Source organism: Streptomyces sp. AB3(2024) (assembly GCF_041862025.1).
Lineage (GTDB): Bacteria > Actinomycetota > Actinomycetes > Streptomycetales > Streptomycetaceae > Streptomyces.
Genome location: NZ_JBGWAB010000138.1, coordinates 1 through 19,722 on the forward strand (window position 1 = coordinate 1; position 19,722 = coordinate 19,722).

The 19,722-nt window shown below is 73.5% G+C and carries 20 protein-coding genes and 1 riboswitch; of the genes, 9 read left to right on the top strand and 11 right to left on the bottom strand.

The window, feature by feature from the left end; translation table 11 throughout:
• Positions 1–391 precede the first annotated feature (391 nt).
• Together ACEPPI_RS34230 and ACEPPI_RS34235 are read right to left on the bottom strand one after the other, a co-directional pair.
• On the bottom strand, positions 392–649 hold the full coding sequence (locus tag ACEPPI_RS34230) for a hypothetical protein (protein ID WP_373919153.1): 258 nt from the start codon (positions 647–649) through the stop codon (positions 392–394).
• 223 nt (positions 650–872) lie between these two features.
• Positions 873–1,652: a GntR family transcriptional regulator gene (locus tag ACEPPI_RS34235; protein ID WP_373919154.1), complete on the bottom strand. Its 780-nt coding sequence runs from the start codon at positions 1,650–1,652 to the stop codon at positions 873–875.
• Between the two features lie 18 nt (positions 1,653–1,670).
• Here ACEPPI_RS34235 and ACEPPI_RS34240 point away from each other — a divergent pair, with 18 nt between their 5' ends.
• Positions 1,671–2,159 carry an NUDIX hydrolase gene (locus ACEPPI_RS34240; RefSeq protein ID WP_373919155.1) on the top strand — a complete coding sequence of 163 codons (489 nt, stop codon included), beginning with the start codon at positions 1,671–1,673 and terminating at the stop codon, positions 2,157–2,159.
• Positions 2,160–2,420: 261 nt separating this feature from the next.
• Here ACEPPI_RS34240 and ACEPPI_RS34245 read toward each other — a convergent pair whose 3' ends face one another.
• The 3 genes from ACEPPI_RS34245 to thiO form a co-directional block, all read right to left on the bottom strand.
• Positions 2,421–3,215 (bottom strand): thiazole synthase, encoded by a 795-nt coding sequence (locus tag ACEPPI_RS34245; protein ID WP_373919156.1) that lies wholly within the window; start codon positions 3,213–3,215, stop codon positions 2,421–2,423.
• Between the two features lie 5 nt (positions 3,216–3,220).
• A complete protein-coding gene (gene thiS, locus ACEPPI_RS34250) occupies positions 3,221–3,421 on the bottom strand; it encodes a sulfur carrier protein ThiS (protein WP_373919157.1) in 201 nt (66 codons plus the stop codon).
• Positions 3,418–4,614, bottom strand: coding sequence for a glycine oxidase ThiO (thiO, locus tag ACEPPI_RS34255; protein WP_373919158.1), 1,197 nt, complete (start codon positions 4,612–4,614; stop codon positions 3,418–3,420). The genes thiS and thiO overlap by 4 nt, the downstream gene beginning before the upstream one ends.
• A riboswitch (TPP riboswitch) is annotated at positions 4,612–4,724 on the bottom strand. It overlaps the preceding gene by 3 nt.
• Before the next feature lie 112 nt (positions 4,725–4,836).
• Here thiO and ACEPPI_RS34260 point away from each other — a divergent pair.
• The 5 genes from ACEPPI_RS34260 to ACEPPI_RS34280 all read left to right on the top strand — a co-directional run bounded on the left by ACEPPI_RS34260 (position 4,837) and on the right by ACEPPI_RS34280 (position 9,363).
• Positions 4,837–6,069, top strand: a complete 1,233-nt coding sequence (locus tag ACEPPI_RS34260) for an NAD(P)/FAD-dependent oxidoreductase (protein WP_373919159.1) — start codon at positions 4,837–4,839, stop codon at positions 6,067–6,069.
• Between the two features lie 228 nt (positions 6,070–6,297).
• Positions 6,298–6,663 carry an Rv2175c family DNA-binding protein gene (locus tag ACEPPI_RS34265; protein WP_030227969.1) on the top strand — a complete coding sequence of 122 codons (366 nt, stop codon included), beginning with the start codon at positions 6,298–6,300 and terminating at the stop codon, positions 6,661–6,663.
• Between the two features lie 126 nt (positions 6,664–6,789).
• Positions 6,790–7,428 (top strand): thiamine phosphate synthase, encoded by a 639-nt coding sequence (gene thiE, locus ACEPPI_RS34270; protein WP_373919160.1) that lies wholly within the window; start codon positions 6,790–6,792, stop codon positions 7,426–7,428.
• Between the two features lie 68 nt (positions 7,429–7,496).
• Positions 7,497–8,411, top strand: coding sequence for a methylenetetrahydrofolate reductase [NAD(P)H] (gene metF, locus ACEPPI_RS34275; protein WP_373919161.1), 915 nt, complete (start codon positions 7,497–7,499; stop codon positions 8,409–8,411).
• Between the two features lie 49 nt (positions 8,412–8,460).
• Positions 8,461–9,363 carry a hypothetical protein gene (locus ACEPPI_RS34280; RefSeq protein WP_373919162.1) on the top strand — a complete coding sequence of 301 codons (903 nt, stop codon included), beginning with the start codon at positions 8,461–8,463 and terminating at the stop codon, positions 9,361–9,363.
• Positions 9,364–9,379: 16 nt separating this feature from the next.
• On the opposite strand, the gene ACEPPI_RS34285 is transcribed toward ACEPPI_RS34280, so the two are convergent.
• The 5 genes from ACEPPI_RS34285 to ACEPPI_RS34305 form a co-directional block, all read right to left on the bottom strand.
• Complete coding sequence (locus tag ACEPPI_RS34285; RefSeq protein ID WP_373919163.1) at positions 9,380–10,801, bottom strand: phytoene desaturase family protein; 1,422 nt, start codon at positions 10,799–10,801, stop codon at positions 9,380–9,382.
• Positions 10,802–10,855: 54 nt separating this feature from the next.
• Positions 10,856–11,482 (bottom strand): DUF4126 domain-containing protein, encoded by a 627-nt coding sequence (locus tag ACEPPI_RS34290; RefSeq protein WP_373919164.1) that lies wholly within the window; start codon positions 11,480–11,482, stop codon positions 10,856–10,858.
• Between the two features lie 96 nt (positions 11,483–11,578).
• Positions 11,579–11,980: a DUF3040 domain-containing protein gene (locus ACEPPI_RS34295; protein ID WP_030227982.1), complete on the bottom strand. Its 402-nt coding sequence runs from the start codon at positions 11,978–11,980 to the stop codon at positions 11,579–11,581.
• 294 nt (positions 11,981–12,274) lie between these two features.
• Positions 12,275–13,033 (bottom strand): class I SAM-dependent methyltransferase, encoded by a 759-nt coding sequence (locus tag ACEPPI_RS34300; RefSeq protein WP_373919165.1) that lies wholly within the window; start codon positions 13,031–13,033, stop codon positions 12,275–12,277.
• A gap of 76 nt (positions 13,034–13,109) precedes the next feature.
• Positions 13,110–13,592, bottom strand: coding sequence for an SAV_6107 family HEPN domain-containing protein (locus tag ACEPPI_RS34305; RefSeq protein ID WP_373919166.1), 483 nt, complete (start codon positions 13,590–13,592; stop codon positions 13,110–13,112).
• Between the two features lie 233 nt (positions 13,593–13,825).
• On the opposite strand from ACEPPI_RS34305, the gene ACEPPI_RS34310 reads away from it, so the two are divergent.
• The 3 genes from ACEPPI_RS34310 to ACEPPI_RS34320 are packed head-to-tail and all read left to right on the top strand — an operon-like array spanning position 13,826 to position 17,563.
• Positions 13,826–14,842, top strand: a complete 1,017-nt coding sequence (locus tag ACEPPI_RS34310; protein WP_373919167.1) for an ATP-binding cassette domain-containing protein — start codon at positions 13,826–13,828, stop codon at positions 14,840–14,842.
• A complete protein-coding gene (locus ACEPPI_RS34315) occupies positions 14,814–16,901 on the top strand; it encodes a YhgE/Pip family protein (protein WP_373919168.1) in 2,088 nt (695 codons plus the stop codon). Before ACEPPI_RS34310 ends, ACEPPI_RS34315 begins: the two co-directional genes overlap by 29 nt.
• A gap of 29 nt (positions 16,902–16,930) precedes the next feature.
• Complete coding sequence (locus ACEPPI_RS34320) at positions 16,931–17,563, top strand: TetR/AcrR family transcriptional regulator (RefSeq protein ID WP_030227994.1); 633 nt, start codon at positions 16,931–16,933, stop codon at positions 17,561–17,563.
• A gap of 413 nt (positions 17,564–17,976) precedes the next feature.
• Here the strand turns inward: ACEPPI_RS34320 and ACEPPI_RS34325 are convergent.
• The coding region (locus ACEPPI_RS34325; protein ID WP_373919169.1) for a DUF3488 and DUF4129 domain-containing transglutaminase family protein at positions 17,977–19,722 on the bottom strand (1,746 nt) is incomplete at its 5' end.

A 19,722-nucleotide genomic window follows, 5' to 3' on the forward strand; every position in this document is an offset into this window, starting at 1 on the left:
GCTGTCTCACGACACGCCGCACCCCAAACCGCGCGCCCCGCCACCACACCGCTTAACTACGCGGCATTGCATCGCGATGGCCTTCGGCCACCCTTGACCGACCGGCCCGCCCCGGAAAGACAAGGACTGGCGGGAAACCCCCAAAAGAACGGCACGGTCCAGAACGCGAGGGACGGGCATCCGAGATGCGAGAGGCGCCGGGCGCTGGCCCGCCGGGCACCCGGCCCTCCAGAGTCCCGGCTCAGAGCCGGGGCACAGCACCCCGCACGAAACGGCGACCGGACCGTCCTGCGGAGCGCCGAAGCGCAACAGATCGCTACGCGCTCCTCGGGTCTCAGCGACTGACCGCCGTCCGGGGCCGGTCGCCGGTGCCTGCCCGAATGCGCATGAGCTAACTCCGGGGCCACCGTCGGCTCAGATGGCTCTCCAAGGCTTCGAGGTACTCGGTGGGCACGATGTTGCGGACTGCCGTGGCGAATTCGAGGCCCGTCGCGTCCCGGATGTAGGCGAGCTGCATCCATCGCTCGGCCCCGCTGTCCGAGACGTTCTCGTTGATCACGGCCATCAGCTCGCCCTCGGTTCCGGACGCGATGTCACGCACACGACGGCCCAGGAGCCGATGCTGCACGTATTCGTACTGCTCAGCCATCGGTCGACTCCTCGGAGGAGTCGATGAAGCGCTCCCAGTCGGCGAGGGCGCGGGCGAGTAGTTCCGAGCGGATGGGAGTCTGACCCATGCGGCACTCCTCCAAAGAGGCTGAACTCCTTCACTCATGTATATGAGTGCTACGGGAAGAGAGTGCCTCTACTCCTGTATATGAGTCAACCCGCTGTGAAGGTGAAATCACAGCGGGTCGTGGGTGGCGACGCAGTCAGTCGGATGCGGGGATGCGGAACTCGAAAACGAACTGGTCAGCCGCCATGAGGGTGTCGCACACCTCCACGACGCGGCCGGCATCCGTGACCGCGTTCCTCAGCAGGTGAACCACGGTGGCGCCAGGGCTCAGCGCCAGCTCCGATGCTTCCGCCTTCGCGGCAGGTCGCGCCCTCAGGGTCTCCACGAACTCGGCGAAAGTGTGGCCGTGCTCTTCGAGGCGGGCGTAGATGCCACCGTCGCCTGGGTTCTCGGCGAAGAGTTCCGGGATGTCGCGCACCACGTCCCACGGCAGGTACGACGTCGCCGTTTCCACAGGAGCGCCATTGCGGAAGTACAAACGACGGCGTGCGAGTACTTGGGTCCCCGCCTCGACGCCAAGTCGCTGAGCAATCGCTTCCGGGGCCTCGATCGGCCCGATGTAGATGACGCTGACCTTCGCCGTAGCGCCCGACTGCTCCGATTCGGCAAGGTAGGCGGCTTTGCCGCCCTGTCGAAGCGAACGACGGAAACGATCTGATGAACGGTGGCGGACCGGCGGCCGGTCCCTTACGTATGAGCCCTTGCCGTGCCGGGTGTCCACAAGACCGCTGGCGCGGATCTCCAGCATTGCCTTGCGAACGGTCCCGCCCGAGACTCCGTAACGCTCGGCCATCTCGGCTTCGCTGGGCACCTGGTCTCCCGGCTTCAAGACGCCGGCACGTACCTGTTGGATGATGTCCTCGGCGATTTGCAGGTACCGAGGAACGGCCTTGCCCACTCCTATAGCTGCTCCCATGGTCCTTCGCTTCCTCCTATGCTCTTGTGCATGAGTAACAGCGTCGCGTCGAACAAGTCAACGCCACGCCATTCCGTGTCGGTTGCCGGGGTGGTGGTGCGTGATGACGGCCGACTGCTGGCCATCCGCCGAGCTGACAACGGGACCTGGGAGCTGCCCGGCGGAGTGCTGGAGTTGGCGGAAACCCCCGAGGGTGGAGTGCGGCGGGAAGTACTGGAGGAAACCGGCATTCACGTCGAGGTGGACGAGCTCACCGGCGTGTACAAGAACATCACGGTTGGAGTGGTGGCCCTGGTCTTCCGCTGCAAGCCCTCCGGCGGAACAGAACGCCCCTCAGGCGAAAGCACGGCAGTCCAGTGGCTCACCCCGGAGGAGGTGACCGAGCGGATGTCGGAGGTCTACGCCATTCGACTCCTGGACGCCCTCGACGGCAACAGCCCCCACGTCCGAAGTCACGACGGACGCCAACTGCTCACCGATCGGCCCCGGACGGCGGTCAGTCGCTGAGATTTGAGGAGCGCGTAGCGATCTGTTGCGCTTCGGTGCTCCGCAGGACGGTCCGGTCGCCGTTTCGTGCAGGTCGCCGCACCCCGGCTCCGCACCGGGCCTCTGGAGGGCCGGGTGCCCGGCGGGCCAGCGCCCGGCGCCTCTCGCATCTCGGGACACCCCTCCCCGCCGCCCCGGCCCGCGGGCCAGGGGGCGGGTGGGCAGCCGCCGCCCGGGCACGGCGGGCCGAGGGGGAGATGGCCCGCCCACCCCCGCACCCCCTCAGAACGCCGGTCGCTCCGGGTCGAGGGCGGCGCGGCCCTCGACGGGCGAGGACGCTTCGGCGAAGCGGCGCTGGGGGATGCGGCCGGCGCGGAAGGCGAGGCGTCCCGCCGTGACGGCGTCCCGCATGGCGGCCGCCATCAGGACGGGCGCCTGCGCGCGGGTGACCGCGGAGGCCAGCATCACCGCCGCGCAGCCGAGCTCCATCGCCAGGGCGGCGTCGGAGGCCGTGCCGGCCCCGGCGTCCAGGATCACCGGCACCCCGGCCCGCTCCGTGATCAGCTCGAAGTTGTGCGGGTTGCGGATGCCGAGCCCCGAACCGATGGGGGAGCCCAGCGGCATGATCGCCGCGCAGCCCACGTCCTCCAGCTTCCGCGCGAGGACGGGGTCGTCGTTGGTGTACGGCAGGACGGTGAAGCCCTCGTCGACCAGGACCTCGGCGGCGTCCAGCAGCTCGACGCCGTCGGGCAGGAGGGTGCGCTCGTCGGCGACGACCTCCAGCTTGATCCAGTCGGTGCCGAGGGCCTCCCGCGCCAGCCGGGCGGTGAGCACGGCCTCGCCCGCGGTGAAGCAGCCCGCCGTGTTCGGCAGGACCGCGATGCCGAGCCGGTCGAGGACGGACAGGACCGAGCCCTGCACCGTCGGGTCCAGGCGGCGCATGGCCACCGTGGTCAGCTCGGTGCCGGAGGCGACCAGGGAGCGTTCGAGGACGTCCAGGCTCGGGGCCCCGCCCGTCCCCATGATCAGGCGGGAGGAGAAGGTCCGTCCGCCGAGGGTGAAGAGGTCGTCGGCCATCGTGCTCAGCCCCCCTGCACGGCGGTGAGGACCTCGACCCGGTCGCCGTCGCCCACCGGGGTGTGCGGCCACTGGCCGCGCGGGACGACGGTCTCGTTGAGGGCGGCGGCGACGCCCTTGGGCGCCCGGGTCAGTGTGGCCACCACCGCGTCGAGGGTGGTGCCGACCGCGACCTCGCGCGGCTCGCCGTTGACGGAGATGGTCATGCGTAGGACTCCTGACGCGTGGTGGAGAAGCGGCGGGGGCTGAAGGGGCGGGCGACCTCCGGCACGGTGCCGGTGGCCAGGAGCTCCGCCATCACGTCGCCGGTGAGCGGGGTCAGCAGCACCCCGTTGCGGTAGTGCCCGGTGGCCAGGTGCAGTCCGGGCAGGTCGGTCGGGCCCAGCAGCGGCGCGTTGTCGGGGGAGCCGGGGCGCAGTCCGGCCCGGGTCTCGACCAGGGGGAGCTCGGTGATCCCGGGGACCAGCTCGTGGGCGTCGCGCAGCAGCTCGTACACCCCGCCCGCGGTGACGGTGGTGTCCCAGCCGAGTTCCTCGCTGGTGGCTCCGACGACCAGCTCGCCGTTCTCGCGGGGCACCAGGTAGACGTGGCTGCCGCGCACGACGGCCCGTACGGTCCGGGACAGGAACGGCGCGTACGCCGGCGGCACCGACAGCCGCAGCACTTGGCCCTTCACCGGCCGCACCGGCACCGCCACCTCCGGCGGCACCCCCTCCAGCCGCCCGCTCAGGGAGCCCGCCGCGAGCACGACCTGGTCGGCGCGCAGCTCCGTGCCGTCCTCCAGTACGGCGCCCAGCGCCCGGTCGGCCCCGGTCAGCAGCCGGGTGGCGGCCTTCCGGTGGACGCCGACCCCGGCGCGCTCGCAGGCGGCCAGCAGCGCGGCCGCGAGCCGCCGCGGGTCCACCTGGTGGTCCCCGTCGACGCGCAGCCCCCCGCGTACCCCCGGGGCCAGCATCGGCTCCAGGCGGCGGCACTCGCGGCCGGTGAGCCACTGCGACTCCAGGCCGCAGCGACGCTGCAGGGCGTGGAGTTCCCGCAGGTGGAGGCGGTCGTCGGCGTCGAGGGCGACGGCGAGCGTGCCGCAGGCCCGGTAGCCGATGTCCAGGCCGCCGCTGGCTTCGGCCAGCTCGGCGGCGAACTGCGGGTAGCGGGCTGCGGAGGCCACGTTGAGCCCGAGCAGGGTCTCCTCGCCGTAGTGCAGTTCGGTGACGGCGGCGAGCATGCCCGCCGCGACCCGGGCGGCGCCCCCGCCGGGGTCGGGGTCGGCCAGTACGGTGCGCAGTCCGCGCCGGGCCGTCCGCCAGGCGGTGACCAGGCCGATGATCCCGCCCCCGATGACGAGGACGTCGGATCCGGTGGATCCCGCGGTTCCGGCGGATCCCTTCCGAGATGAGTGCATGGGCGTCCAGCCCCTCCCTTCGCCGGCATGACCCGGATCAGGTTCGTACGGTCGGAGGCCGGCCAGCCTCCCTCTCAGCCCGGTGCGCCCGGACTCCCGCGATAGGTACGGTGGCCAGCGTAACCCCGGCGGGGGTGGCGGGTAAGGCTGCCTCCCCGGCGCCCGCCCGTACTTCCCCGCCCCCTGTTCCTGACGGGCCGTCAGTTCACTAGGCTGGGGCGGGTGAGCGAGCAGACGCAACAGACGAAGCCCGGTGTCGTGATCGTCGGCGCCGGAATGGCCGGCGTGCAGACCGCCGTGGCCCTGCGCGAACAGGGCTTCACCGGCCCCGTGACCCTCCTGGGCGCCGAACCCCACCAGCCCTACGACCGGCCCCCGCTGTCCAAGGCGGTGCTGCTCGGCAAGGCCGAGGAGGCCGCCTTCGACGTGGCCTTCGACGTGGACTTCGAGGAACTCCGCATCGACCTGCGCCTGGGCACCGAGGTCACCGGCGTACGGCCCGCGGCGCACGAGCTCGACACCCCGGCCGGGCCCGTCCCCTACGAGGTCCTGGTCCTGGCCACCGGAGCCGAACCGCTGACCCTGCCCGGCTCCGGCGGCGTCCCGGGCGTGCACCTGCTGCGCACCCTCGACGACGCCGCCCGGCTGCGCCCCGTCCTGGCGGCGGCCCACGACCTCGTGGTGGTCGGGGCCGGCTGGATCGGCGCCGAGTTCGCCACCGCGGCCCGCGGGGCCGGCTGCGCCGTCACGGTGGTCGAGGCCGCGGACCGGGTGCTGGCCGGGGCCCTGCCCGCCGAGGTGGCCGCCCCGATGGCCCGGTGGTACGCCGAGGCCGGAGCCACCCTGATCACCGGCGCCGCCGTGGCCGGGATCGAGGAGGGGCTGGTCCGGCTCGCCGACGGCCGGGAGCTGGCGGCGGGGGCGGTGGTCGTCGGCATCGGCGCCCGGCCCGCCACGGGCTGGCTGGACGGCACCGGGATCGAGCGCGGCCCCGACGGCTCGGTCACCGCCGACGCCTACCTGCGCACCTCGGTGCCCGGGGTGTACGCGGTGGGCGACTGCTCCTCCTTCCCCTCCGCCCGCTACGGGGCCCGGCTGCTGGTCCACCACTGGGACAACGCCCTGCAGGGCCCCCGGGCGGTCGCGGCGAACATCGTCGCGGGGGAGCCCGTCCAGGCCTACGACCCCGTCCCTTACTTCTGGTCCGAGCAGTTCGGCCGCTTCGTGCAGTACGCGGGCCACCACGGCGGCGCCGACACCCTGCTCTGGCGGGGCGGCCCGGACGACGCCGCCTGGTCGGTGTGCTGGCTGCGGGAGGGCGCGCTGGTCGCCGTCCTGGCCGTGGGCCGCCCCCGCGACCTCGCGCAGGGCCGCAGGCTGATCGAATCGGCCGTCCCCGTCGACCCGGACAGGGTCGTCGACCCGGACGTCCCGCTGAAGTCCGCCACCGCCTGACGCGGGCCCCCGCAGGGCCCGGACGGCCTCGCCGGCACGTGTTCCCGGGCGCCTCCGCCGTCCCTCCACCGCCGCTCCGCCCGGTCCCGACCCGCCGCGCCGGACCTCTTGCGGACCTCCCTGCGGACCTCCTGCGGGCCCCGCGCGGAACCCGTGCCCGGCCCGCCCCGTCCCCGGACGGGGTGGCTCGGGTACCGGCTGTCGGCCCGAGATGGCAGGCTTGTCCCCGTGACCGAGATTGACGCAAAGATCGATGCCCTTGTCCCCGCCTGGCTGTACCTCCCCGACATCGCGGAGATGCTCGACATCGAAGTGACCCGGGTCCGCCAGCTGGTCAAGGAAGGTCAGCTGCTCGCCGTGCGCCGCGGCGAGAACCGTTCCCTCCAGGTGCCCGCCCCCTTCATCGACGGCGACAAGATCGTCAAGGGCCTGGTCGGCCTGCTGACCGTGCTGCGCGACGACGGCTTCTCCGACGAGGAGATCCTGGAGTGGATGTTCACCGCCGACCCCACCCTGCCGGGCACCCCCGCTCAGGCGCTGAGCGAGAATCGCGGCACGGAGGTGAAGCGACGCGCCCAGGCGCTCGCCCTCTGACCGGCTGATCCACAGGTGTGGGGGGGGGGCGGGGGGGGGGGTGGGGGGGTGGTGTGGGGGTGGGGGGGGGGGGCCCCCCCCCCCCCCCCCCCCCCCCCCCCCCCGCCACCACACGGGGGTACACCCATGCAGCAGCTGTCCGACGCCCGGCTCTACCTGTGCACGGACGCCCGCAAGCGGCAGGGCGACCTCCCCGAGTTCCTCGACGCGGCCCTGTCCGGCGGCGTCGACATCGTCCAGCTCCGCGACAAGGGCATGGAGGCGGGCGAGGAGCTCGAACACCTCCGGGTCTTCGCCGAAGCCGCCCGCCGTCACGGCAAGCTCCTCGCCGTCAACGACCGCGCCGACGTCGCCCACGCCATCGGCTCCGACGTCCTGCACCTCGGCCAGGGGGACATCCCCGTCCCCGCCGCCCGCGCCATCCTTGCCGACCGCGTCCTGATCGGCCGCTCCTGCCACGCCGAGTCCGAGGTCGACGCCGCCGTCGCCGAGCCCGGTGTGGACTACTTCTGCACCGGACCCTGCTGGCCCACCCCCACCAAGCCCGGCCGCCACGCCCCCGGCCTCGACCTCGTCCGGTACACGGCCTCCCTCGGCCAGGACCGCCCCTGGTTCGCCATCGGCGGCATCGACGCCGCCAACCTGGACGAGGTGCTGGACGCCGGAGCCACCCGCGTCGTGGTCGTCCGCGCCATCACCGAGGCGGCCGATCCCCACGCCGCCGCCCACGAACTCTCCAAGCGGATCCGCGCCCGACTGGTCTAGTGTCCAAAAACGTGTCCAATGGATGGACAGCGCTTCGGAGTCCGCGAGCGCGCGTCTAACCTGCCGGTATGGCCACTGGTACCGCTTCCACCTGGTCGGACCGTGCGCACACGGTCCGCGACCTCCTCGCGTCCGGGCGCTCGTACTCCTTCGAGTTCTGGGCCCCGAAGACCGAGAAGGGCGAGCGCAACCTCTGGAACGCCCTGCGCCGCATCGAGGCGGTCTCCCCGAGCTTCGTCTCGGTCACCTACGGAGCCGGCGGCTCCACCCGGGGCGGCACCGTCCGCGCCACCGAGCAGATCGCCGCCGACACCACCCTGACCCCCGTCGCGCACCTGACCGCCGTCGACCACTCCGTCGCCGAGCTGCGCCACGTCATCGGCCAGTTCGCGGACGTCGGCATCCGCAACATGCTCGCCCTGCGAGGCGACCCGCCGGGCGACCCCATGGGCCCCTGGGTCAAGCACCCCGAGGGCGTGGACTACGCCGCCGACCTGGTGCGCCTGCTCAAGGAGTCCGGCGACTTCTGCGTGGGCGTGGCGGCCTTCCCCGAGATGCACCCCCGTTCGCAGGACTGGGACACGGACATCCGGCACTTCGTGGACAAGTGCCGTGCGGGCGCCGACTACGCCATCACCCAGATGTTCTTCGATCCCGAGAATTATCTGCGGCTGCGCGACAGCGTCGCCAAGGCGGGCTGCGAGACCCCGATCATCCCCGAGGTCATGCCTGTTGTGGGCATCAAGCAGCTCGACCGGCTGCCGCAACTGAGCACCGCGGTCTTCCCCGCGGATGTGAAAGAGCGCATGCTCGCCGTCAAGGACGATCCGGCCGCTGTACGCTCCATTGGCATCGAGTTCGCCACGGAGTTCTGCGCGCGGCTGCTGTCCGAGGGTGTCCCGGGGCTGCACTTCATCACGCTGAACAATTCCACGGCGACCCTCGAAATCTACGAGAACCTGGGCCTGCACCAGCGGGCCTGAGCGGCCGTCCCCGTTCCCGCGCCGACGGCCGTACCGAGAGGGGCCTTGCATGGGAATGACGGTCCTCTACATCGCGTTCGGCATCGTCGCGTTGTGGCTGCTAGCCGAGGTCCTGATGCAGTACAAGGCCCGGCTCCGCTGGCGCCTGCTCGCCTTCGCGGGGTTCCTCGGCGTGGTGGCCGGGGTGGTGCTGCCCTCCGTCCTCGTCATCGCCGCGGGCGCGACCGCCTTCGCCGTCGGCCAGACCCTGGTGACGCTGTCCTTCCGCAAGGGCTTCGTGGCCGGCTGGGCGCTGCGCCGCGGCGGTGAGCCCGTACGGCAGGAGCGCGGCAGGCGCCGGAGCGGCGGAGCGCCGCGCCCGGCACCGGAGCTCAAGGTCAGCGACCTGGAGTACGGATCCCAGGGCCCGGACGGCACCTCCGCGGACGCGGGCCCCGGCCCCGGCTCCGGCTCCGGCGACGAGGTGTTCACCCCGCAGCCGGTGCCCGAGGAGACGGGCTCGTACGGGATACAGAGTTTCGCCCCGGACCGGCCGGACGCCACCGCTCCGTTCGCCTCGCCCTTCGCCGGCGCCCAACAGGACGCCCAGCCGTACGCGGCCTCCTACGACCCCGGACAGGGCCAGGGCGGCTACGACTACACCGGCTACCCGGCGGGTGAACAGCAGGTCTACGCCGCCTACTCGGACCCGTACATCGGCACCGGCGGCGCGGTCACCGGGCCGGCCCCCGACAACTACCCCGACTACACGGCCTACACCGCCTACCCGGCGTACCCCGACCCCGCGCAGCAGTACTCCACGGACACCCCGCCCGGCGGGGTCTGGGTGCCGCAGCAGCGCGCCACGGACAACCAGCAGCAGCCCTACCCGGAGCAGGACCCGCAGGGCTACCCGTACCAGAACAACGGCAACGCCCACGGCAACGGCGACCAGGGGCAGTACCGCTACTGACGCGGGGCGCCGGGGCTCACTGGGAGCCGCGGAACTCCGACCCCTCCACGATCAGCCCGGCCACCAGGGCCCCGGTCATCCCGGCGTGCGCCAGCCCGCCGCCGGGGTGGGCCCAGCCGCCCGCCAGGTACAGCCCCGGCAGAGCCGTCGTGTTCGCCGGGTACAGCAGCCGCCCGCCGGCTCCGGCGAGGGCGGGCGGGGGCACCGAACCGCCGAGCGCGCCGGTGGCCGCCTCCACGTCCTTCGGGGTGCGCACCCGCATCCACAGCATCCGTGAGCGCAGCCCCGGGACGGCCCGCGCGGCGAGGTCCAGCAGTTCCTCGGGGTCCGGGACCGGAGCCCCGCCGGCGGGGCCGCACACGGCGGTCACGGTGACCGCCTCGTGGTCGGCGTCGGGCCGGGTGGCCGGGTCGTCCGGGCGCAGCACGGTCACGTCCAGCCCGGGGGAGTGCACCAGGGTGCGGTGGACGGCGTCGGCCGGGCGGGCGCCGCGCAGGGCCAGCAGCAGGGTCAGCCGTGCGGGCACCCCGTCCCCGCGGGCCGGAGCGCCGCCGTGCGGCCAGGACACGGACTTGGCGGGCAGCCGCCGCGGGTCGATACCGCAGACGACGGAGTCGGCGGGCGCCTCGGTGCCGTCGCCCAGCAGCACCCCGGCCGCCCGGCCGCCCCGCGCCAGGACCTCCCGCACCGGGGTGGCGAAGGCGAAAGTGACCTTCCGCTCCAGGCAGCGCTCGTACACCGCGGTGGCCAGCTCGCGCATGCCACCCCGGACGTACCAGCTGCCGAAGGTCTGCTCCATGTACGGCAGCGCGGCCGCCGAGGCGGGAGCGGCGTCCGGGTCCAGCCCGTACGCCCGCACCCGGCCGGCCAGCAGCTCCCCGAGGTGGCCGCCCAGCTCGCGCGAGGCCACCTCCGCCAGCGAGGGCGAGCGGCGGCGCAGCAGGCCGCTGCCGCGGAGCGCCGGATAGGGGTCGCGGCCCAGGACCTGCCAGTCGGGGCGCAGGGGCTCCTCCAGCAGGGGGCGACGGGTGGCGTCCCAGGTGTCGCGGGCGCGCCCCAGGACGGCGTTCCAGCGCTCTCCCGCGCCCTTCCCGAAGGCCCCGTCGAGGGCGGCCGCTACCCCGCCGCGCGAGGCGCCCGGCAGGGTGACGGTGGTGTCGCCCAGGACGTGGCGGACGGCCGGGTCCAGCTGGACCATGTCGACGAGGTCCTCCAGGGGCCGCTTGCCGGTCTTCACGAACAGGTCGCGGTAGACGGCGGGCAGGTGCAGCAGCCCGGGGCCGGTGTCGAAGGAGAAGCCGTCCTGCTCGTACCGGCCCACCGATCCGCCGTAGGAGTCCCCCCGCTCGTACACCGTCACCCGGTGCCCCGCCACGGCCAGCCGGGCCGCCGTCGCCATCGCGCCCATGCCGGCGCCGATCACCGCAATTCTCGCCATGCCGCTGAGCCTATCGAGCGAGGTCAGGGCATCGGACCGGTGGTGCCCCCGGCGTCAGGGGAGCGGGGTGCCGGTGGCCGCGCGGGCCTCGGCCGCCAGGCGTTTCTCCTCCCGGCGCCCGGCACGGCGGCGGCGGAAGCGGCGGATGCGGCTCCACAGGTAGACCACCAGGGCCAGGCCGAGGGCCAGCAGGACGGCGGTGACGGCCGCGGCGGCCCACGGGTTGAAAACGGCGAAGGTGACGAGGCCGGCCACCCCGAGGTCCTCGGCGATGCTGACCGCGATGTTGCTGAAGGGCTCCGGCGAGGTGTTGACCGCCATCCGGGTTCCGGCCTTGACGAAATGGCTGGCCAGAGCGGTGGAGCCGCCGATCGCGCCGGCCGCGATGTCGGTGAGGGAGCCGCTCTGCCCGGCGAGCAGGGCGCCGACCACGGCACCCGAGAGCGGCCGGATCACGGTGTGGACGGTGTCCCAGAGGGAGTCCACGTACGGGATCTTGTCGGCCACCACCTCGCAGAGGAAGAGCACGCCCGCGACGATCAGGACGTCGGTGCGCTGGAGCGCGGCCGGGACCTCGTCGGTCATGCCGGTCGCGCCGAAGACGCCGAGCAGGAGGACCACGGCGTAGGCGTTGATCCCGCTGGCCCAGCCGCTGGTGAAGACCAGGGGGAGCACACTCACACGGGCATCATGCCCCAGCGGGCCCTGTGGGCGAAATGGGTGAGGGGACCGCCGCAGCAGGGCGGCAGTCCCCTCACCGGTGGAGTGCGTGCGGGGCTACTGCCCCTGTTCGTCACGGCGGCGCTGCCACCGTTCCTCGATGCGGTGCATCATCGACCGACGCTGGCGGTTCTGGCCGCGGGCCGATCCGCCGGTACTGCCGGAGACGGGCTGCTCGCCGGGCTTGGGTGCCTTGCGCCAACCGGTGACCACGAGGACCGTACAGGCCAGCATGACGAGGAATCCCACCACGCTGATCCAGAGCACTTCCTGCCAGATCACACCGGTCATGAGGAGCGCGATACCCACCACAATGCCTGCGACTGCCTGGTAGACCCGTCGTCGGGTGTACGTGCGCAGACCACTACCCTCAAGCGCTGTCGCGAACTTGGGGTCTTCGGCGTACAGCGCTCGCTCCATCTGCTCGAGCATTCGCTGCTCGTGCTCCGAGAGCGGCACGGGAGTCCTCCTCATCCGTCGGTCGCGGGGGGCAGCGACCAGGGGTCCCCTTCAGGATAGGCGGGGAATCGCCCCCGTGATACCCGCCCTCTACGCCACATTCTGCAAACCGCTGAGCCAACGAAAACGCGGTGGCGGTGAAACGATGCGTCAAACGTACCGTCGCCAGCGCGGTCACTGAGGCGCTTATTCCCCAATGAGTTCTCCGCCATGCCGACCGGTGTCTCCGATCATACGGGGCGCGGCGTCGGTTCGGAGGGTGTGCGGCCGAGCCCGTTCGCGCAAGGCCGCAGATCAGGCGGGCTTCTCTCCCAGGACGTGCAGCTGGGTGGCGACCGCGTGGAAGGCCGGCAGCTCGGCGGCGGCCTCCTCCAGTCGCAGCAGTGCCTCCACCGCTCCGGGCTCGGTGTCGACCAGGACGCCGGGCACCAGGTCGGCGAAGATCCGCACGCCGTGGACCGAGCCGACCTCCAGGCCGGCCCCGCTGACCAGCTCGCTGAGCTGTTCGGCGGTGAAGCGGCGCGGGACCGGGTCGCCGGAGCCCCAGCGTCCGGCGGGGTCGGTCAGGGCGGTGCGGGCCTCGGTGAAGTGGCCGGCCAGGGCGCGGGCGAGGACGGCCCCGCCGAGCCCGGCGCCGAGCAGGCTGAGGATGCCGCCGGGGCGCAGGGCGGCGACCGTGTTGGCCACGCCCTCGGCCGGGTCGTCCACGTACTCCAGCACCCCGTGGCAGACCACCACGTCGTACGCGTCCCGCTCGACCACGTCCAGGAGGCCCTGGGCGTCGCCCTGGACCCCGCGCACCAGGTCGGCCACGCCGGCCTCGGCGACCCGGCGCTCCAGCCCGAACAGGGCGTTCGGGCTGGGGTCGACCACGGTCACCCGGTGGCCGAGGCGGGCCAGCGGCACCGCGAACATCCCGGTGCCGCCACCGGTGTCCAGCACGTCCAGGACGTCCCGCCCGGTCGCCTTCGTCCGGCGGTCGAGAGCCTCCTTGAGGACCTCCCACACCACGGCGGTGCGGAGGGAGGCGCGGGGGCGGGAAGTGTCCGACACGGCTGATGGCTCCTCGGCGCGTAAGGGTGGGTGAGCGGTGCGTGCCCCACCCTATTGCCTCGGCCGACCGGGCAGGTCATCCCGCGTGGGGACGCTCCGGCCGGGGCTGCGGGAGGGGCTGCGCCGGGGGCCGGAGCGCGAGCATCCGCTCCACCAGCCGCAGGAACATCCCGGCCTCCCGTACGAGGTCGTCCGCGTCCCGGGAGCTCGCCGCGTCCGGTATCCCCGCCTCGGCCCGGGCCCTGCGGGCCGCGCCGGAGGCGAACAGGGCGCTCCACTCGGTCAGTTCCGGCGCTATCTCCGGGAGCACCTCCCACGCGCTGCGGATCCTGGGCCGCCGCCTCGGTCCGGCCGGCTCCGGCCGCCCGCGCGCGGCCAGTACGGCCGCGGCGGCGCGCAGCGCGGCCAGGTGGGCGGTGGCGTACCGCTCGTTGGGCCGGGGCAGCAGGGCCGCCTCGGCCAGGCCGCTGTGGGCCTTGGCGAGCAGGTCCAGGGCGGCCGGTGGTGCGGCGGCCCTGCGCGGGACGGGGTGGACAGGGGACGGGGACGGTGTGGCCATGACGAACCTCCTGTCGTTGCGTGGTGCTCGGCGGTGGTGCGGGCGGCCGTGCTCGCGCGCGTGGCCGTGGATCCATCGTGACGGCCCCCACTGACAATCGCGCTGACCTGCGCCTTCTCCTCCGGTCCGTCCCGAGACACCCCTCGGGTGCGGCCGTTGGGCCTGGACCTGATAGTTTTTGAACTGACCGGTCAGTTCAAAAGCTTCGACGGATTCGACAGAAAGGGGACGGCGTGGACAGCCCGCACGGCGCGGCCGTCAAGGCCGAGGGCTTCGGACTCAAGGGCCCGCGCGGCTGGGTCTTCCGGGGCGTGGACCTCCACGCGGCGCCCGGTTCGCTGATCGCGCTCGAAGGCCCCTCCGGCAGCGGCCGGACCTGCCTGCTCCTCGCCCTCACCGGGCGGATGAAGCCCACCGAGGGCCATGCCGAGATCGGCCGCCACCGGCTGCCGAAGAAGATGGCCGCGGTCCGCCGGATCTCCGCCCTCGGCCCGGTCCCCGGGGTCAACGACCTCGACCAGGCCCTCACCGTCGCCGAGCAACTGCGCGAGGGAGCCCTGCTCCAGCGCCGCTACGACGGCCCCGTGCGGGCCCTGCTGCGCCCGCGCGGCGAGCGCCGCGCCTCGACCGAGGCCCGCATCGCCGCCGCCCTGGCCGCCGTCGGACTGGACCCGGCCACCCTGCCCAAGGGGCCGCGGACCTCCGTGCGCGACCTGGAGCGGCTGGAGAGCGTACGGCTCTCGCTGGCCGTCGCCCTGCTCGGCGGCCCCCGGCTGCTGGCCCTGGACGACCTCGACCTGAAGCTCTCGGACGCCGAACGGGCCGAGGCCTGGGCCCTGCTGCGCTCCATCGCCGACCGGGGGACCACCGTCCTCGCGGTGTGCAGCGAGGCCCCGGAGGGCGTCACGGTGCTCCGTACGGTCGCCCCCGGGGCGCCCGCCACGGCCGCCCCCACCGCCCCCGCCCGCCCGGCCGCCGCCCGCGAGGCCGGTCCGAAGATCACCTGGGGCCTGTCCGGCGGCCCCGCGTCCCCCGCGGACGCGGACGCCGCCGCCGGTCCGGCCCCGGACAACGACACGGACGGCACGAGGGACGGCAAGCCCGACGGCAAGCCCGGCACAGGCGAGGCCGGCGGGGCCCCGGACGCCGACGAGAAGACCGCCACCGGCAAGAAGCCCACCGCCAAGACCACCGACGACGAAGACCCGAAGGGGGCGGACGATGCGCTCGCCGAAACTGGCCGCGCTTGAGCTGAAGCGGTTCGGGCGGGGGAAGCTGCCCCGGGCCGCTCTCGTCGCGCTGCTCCTCCTGCCGCTGCTCTACGGCGCCCTGTACCTCTGGTCGTTCTGGGACCCGTACAGCCGTCTCGACAAGGTTCCCGTCGCCCTCGTCAACGCGGACCAGGGCACCACCGTGGACGGCAAGCGCCTCGACGCCGGCGGTGAGATCACCAAGAAGCTGCACAGCAGCAAGACCTTCGACTGGCACGAGGTCAGCCAGGCCGAGGCGGCCAAGGGCCTGGAGAACGGGAAGTACTACCTCTCCCTCACCATGCCCGCCGACTTCAGCGCGAAGATCGCCTCCAGCGGCGGCGCCGACCCCACCACCAGCGCCCTCCAGGTCCGCACGAACGACGCCAACAACTACATCGTCGGCTCGATCTCCCGCACCGTCTTCTCCGAGGTCCGCTCGGCCGCCTCCACCAACGCCTCCCGCGGCTTCCTCGACAAGATCTTCGTCTCGTTCTCCGACCTGCACGACAAGACCGCCGAGGCCGCCGACGGCGCCGACAAGCTCAAGGACGGCGCGGGCAAGGCCCAGCAGGGCGCGAAGGAACTCGCCGACGGCCTCGACACGGCCAAGGAGAAGAACGGCGAGCTCACGGCCGGACTGAAGAAGCTCAACTCGGCCGCCGGCCAGCTGGAGAGCGGCACGAAGGACATCGCCGCCGGCACCCAGACCCTCGCCGACAAGGTCAACGGTGCCGCCGAGAAGGCCCGTCCGTTCGTCAAGGACCCCAAGAACCTCGCGGACACCGCCAAGCTGGTCGCCGACACCGCCCAGGTGACGAACAAGCACCTCGACAAGTTCGCCGAGAAGGCCCCGGCCGCCGCCTCGGTCACCAAGCAGCTCGCCTCCCTCACCGACAGCAACTACACCCAGTACTGCGCCGTCCCCAACGCCCAGCTGCCCGCGGGCTTCTGCGAGCGGCAGAAGAAGATCAGGGACGACGCCGCCCAGGCCGCCCTGCTCTCCGCGGACGTCAACACCCTCGTCGGCGACAGCAACGGCGACATCGCCAAGCTCCGCGGCCAGCTGAGCGACCTGGAGACCAAGGCCCGCGAGCTCGTCGCCAAGGCCCCCGGCCTCTCCTCGGACCTCGAAGGGGCCGTCGCCAAGGTCAACGCCCTCAACACCGGCGCCCACAAGGCCGCCGACGGCATGGCCCAGCTGCACACCGGCATCGGCACCGCCGCCGGCGGCTCCGGAGCCCTCGGCGAGGGCGTCGGCAAGCTCGGCGACGGCGCGCACAGCCTGAACGGCGGCATGTTCAAGCTCGTCGACGGCACCGGCGACCTCGCCGGCGGCCTGCACGACGGCGTCGGCAAGATCCCCGACTACGACCAGCAGCAGCGCGACGCCCGCACCCAGGTCATGGCCGACCCGGTGAAGCTCGCCAACCAGTCCCTGCACAAGGCGCCCAACTACGGCACCGGCTTCGCCCCGTACTTCATCCCGCTCTCCCTCTGGGTCGGCGCGATGGTCGCCTACATGCTGATCGCCCCGCTCAACAAGCGGGCCCTGGCCGCCGGCGCCTCGCCCTGGCGGATCGCCCTCGCGGGCTGGCTGCCCGTGGCGGGCCTCGGCGCCGCGCAGGTGGGCGCGCTGATGTCGGTGCTCCACTGGGGCCTCGGCCTGGAGATGGCCCGCCCGGCCCTCACCATCGGCTTCCTGTTCCTGGTCACCGGCTGTTTCGCGGCGATCGTCCAGTGGCTCAACGCCAAGTTCGGCGCGGCCGGCCGGATCCTGGTGCTGGCCGTCCTGATGCTCCAGCTGACCTCGGCCGGCGGCACCTACCCCGTCCAGACCAGTCCGGGCTTCTTCAACGCCATCCACCCGTACCTGCCGATGTCGTACATCGTCGAGAGCCTGCGCCGCCTCATCACCGGCGGCGACCTCGCCCCGGTGTGGCAGGGCTGCGGGGTCCTGGTGGCCTTCACCGTGGGCGCCCTGGCGCTCACCGCGCTCGCCGCCCGCGGCAAGCAGGTGTGGACGATGGACCGGCTGCACCCGGAACTGAGCCTGTAGGGGGCTGTTGACCTGTGAGAATCAGCGCCATGGAAAGCAGCAGCACCGGTACGGGCACCGGCGGCGCACGCCGCCAGGCCACCCGGCAGAAGCTCTACGAAGCCGCCGTCACGCTCATCGCCGAACAGGGTTTCTCCGCGACCACGGTCGACGAGATCGCCGAGCGGGCCGGCGTGGCCAAGGGCACCGTCTACTACAACTTCGCGAGCAAGACCGAGCTCTTCGAGGAGCTGCTGCGGCACGGGGTCGGTCTGCTGACCGCCTCGCTGCGCACCGCGGCCCAGGAGACCGAGGCGCGCGGCGGCACCCGGATCGAGGCCCTCGACGCCATGATCCGGGCGGGACTGGTCTTCATCGACCGCTACCCGGCCTTCACCCAGCTCTACGTCGCCGAGCTGTGGCGCACCAACCGGGCCTGGCAGTCCACCCTGATGGTGGTCCGCCAGGAGGCCGTGGCCGTGGTGGAGACGGTGCTGCGCGAGGGCGTCGAGCGGGGGGAGCTCAGCACCGAGATCGACGTGCCGCTGACGGCCGCCGCACTGGTCGGCATGGTGCTGGTGGCCGCGCTGGACTGGCAGGCCTTCCAGAGCGAGCGGTCGCTGGACGACGTCCACTCGGCGCTGTCGTTGCTGCTGCGGGGCCGGGTCAGCGGGAGCCGCTGACCCCCGGTCGGCGGTGCCCTCCGGGGACCGGGGCGGCGTAGAACTGAGTATCCGTACCTAGGTGCACAGATGAGTACGCGTACGGATGGCTCCCACCTGCGCGGACAGCAGACTGGGGGCATCGGACGGGGCGCACGGCCCGCACCGCGGACACGGGGCCGCGGAGCGGACCGGGGCCCTGGCCGGGAGTGTGGGGGGACCCGGTAACGGGAAACGCCGGGGGGGGGGGGGGGGGGGGGGGGGGGGGGGGGGGGGGGGGGGGGGGCGGGGGGCGCGGGCCGGCCGGGCGGGCGGCGGCGGGCGCGGGCCGCGCCCCCCCCCCCCCCCCCCCCCCCCCCACCGGCGTTTTGCCGTCCTTCCGTCCTTCCGCGCCGCCGTGCAAGCCGCGGAAACCGCGCAAGCCGCGGCCGGCTTCAGCCGCGGTGGCGCAGGGGGAGGCGGAAGCGGGCGGAGAGGGCCGAGGCACGGGCCGAGAACGCGGCCAGCCTGGCCGAGAGGGCCCAGGAGACGCGGGCCGCCGAGCGGGGGAGCAGGAGCGCCCGCAGCCGGCCCGGACGGGTCTCGGACGCCAGCAGCGCGGCGCGGGCCAGGAGGACGTCGCCGGCCGGCCCCGGAGCGGAGGCCTCCGCGCCGGGAGGGGCGTACAGCGCCCGCTCCACCGCATCCGCGACCCGGTGCACCGCCTGCGCGGCGTCCCCGTCCAGCCGGCCCAGGAGCACCACGCGGGCCGCGGCCCGGCGCGGGGAGAGCGCCTCGTCGGGCGGGATGCCCACGTCCCAGGCGGCGTCACCGAGCTCCCGCCAGGCGGCGAGCACGTCCCCGCCGGCCAGGCGCCGGCCGCGGACCCGGCGGCGCCACAGCAGCGGCAGCAGCGGCAGCCCCAGCAGGACCAGTACGGCCGCGCCCCAGCCGATGACCGCGCCCACCGGGAGGCCTCCGGAGCCCGGAGCGGCGGACCGCTTCGGCGCCGCGCCCCCGCACTCGCCGAGCTTCTTCAGCTCCGGCGGGCAGGCGTCGTTCTGCGAGGGGGCCGCCGAGGGCGCCGCCGAGGACTGCGAGGGCAGCGCGGACGGCGCGGACGGCTGCGGGAGCGGCGCGGCGGCGCGGCTGTAGTCCGGCACCGAGATCCCCGAACGGGGCGTCGGCTCGAACCGGGTCCACCCCACGCCCTCGAAGTACAGCTCGGGCCAGGCGTGCGCGTCCCGCATCGAGACGTTCACGCTGCCGTCGGACTGCTTCTCGCCCGGGGTGAAGCCGACCGCCACGCGCGCCGGGATGCCCAGCGTGCGCGACATCGCCGCCATCGAGAAGGCGAAGTGGACGCAGAAGCCCTCCTTGTCCTGCAGGAAGCGGGCGATGGCCTGCGAACCCGTCCCCGACGACACCTTCGTGTCGTAGCGGAAGCCGCCGTTCACCGCGAAGAAGTCCTGCAGCCGGACGGCCCGGGTGTAGTCGTCCTGGGCGCCCTGCGTCACCCGCCGGGCCGTCTCCGCCACCACCGGCGGCAGGTTGTCCGGCACCTTGGTGTACTCGGCCTGCACGAAGGGGTTCGGGCCCGGGGCGGACTGCAGCTGCGCCGCCGTCGGCCGCAGCAGCAGGCTCCGTACCGTGTACTGCGCGCCCTGCACGTTCTGGAAGCGGTCCTTGCCCAGCTGGTCGCCGACCAGGGTCCGGCCGACCGGCTCGTACCGCCACTTCCCGGCGATGTCCACCTGCGTCGCCGGGTACGGCATCGGCAGGTAGCGCTGGGCGTACGTCTCCGCCGCCGAGACGGTGGTGCGGATCTCGGCCGCGCCCTCGCGGACCCGTTCGCTCAGCCCCGCGGGGTTCGGCAGCCGCTCCGGCACGTCGGTCAGGGGGCGCCCGGAGGCCTCCCACTTGACCCCGTTGAACTCGTCGAGCGCCAGGATCCGCAGGTACTGCTCGCCCAGCTGCGGGCTGTCCGTGCGGTACTTGAGCACCACCCGGTTGTCCTGGGCGTTCAGGCTGGACTGGAGCGACACCAGGGGGTTCACCGCGGAGATCGTGCCCCCGCCGCCCGCCGTGGCGGAGTCCTCACCGGGGCTGCCGAGCACCCCGCCGCCGAGCGCGGGCAGCGCGGCCGGCACCGCCAGCGCCAGCCCCAGCGCTGCCACGCCGATCCGGCGGCCGGTGCGCAC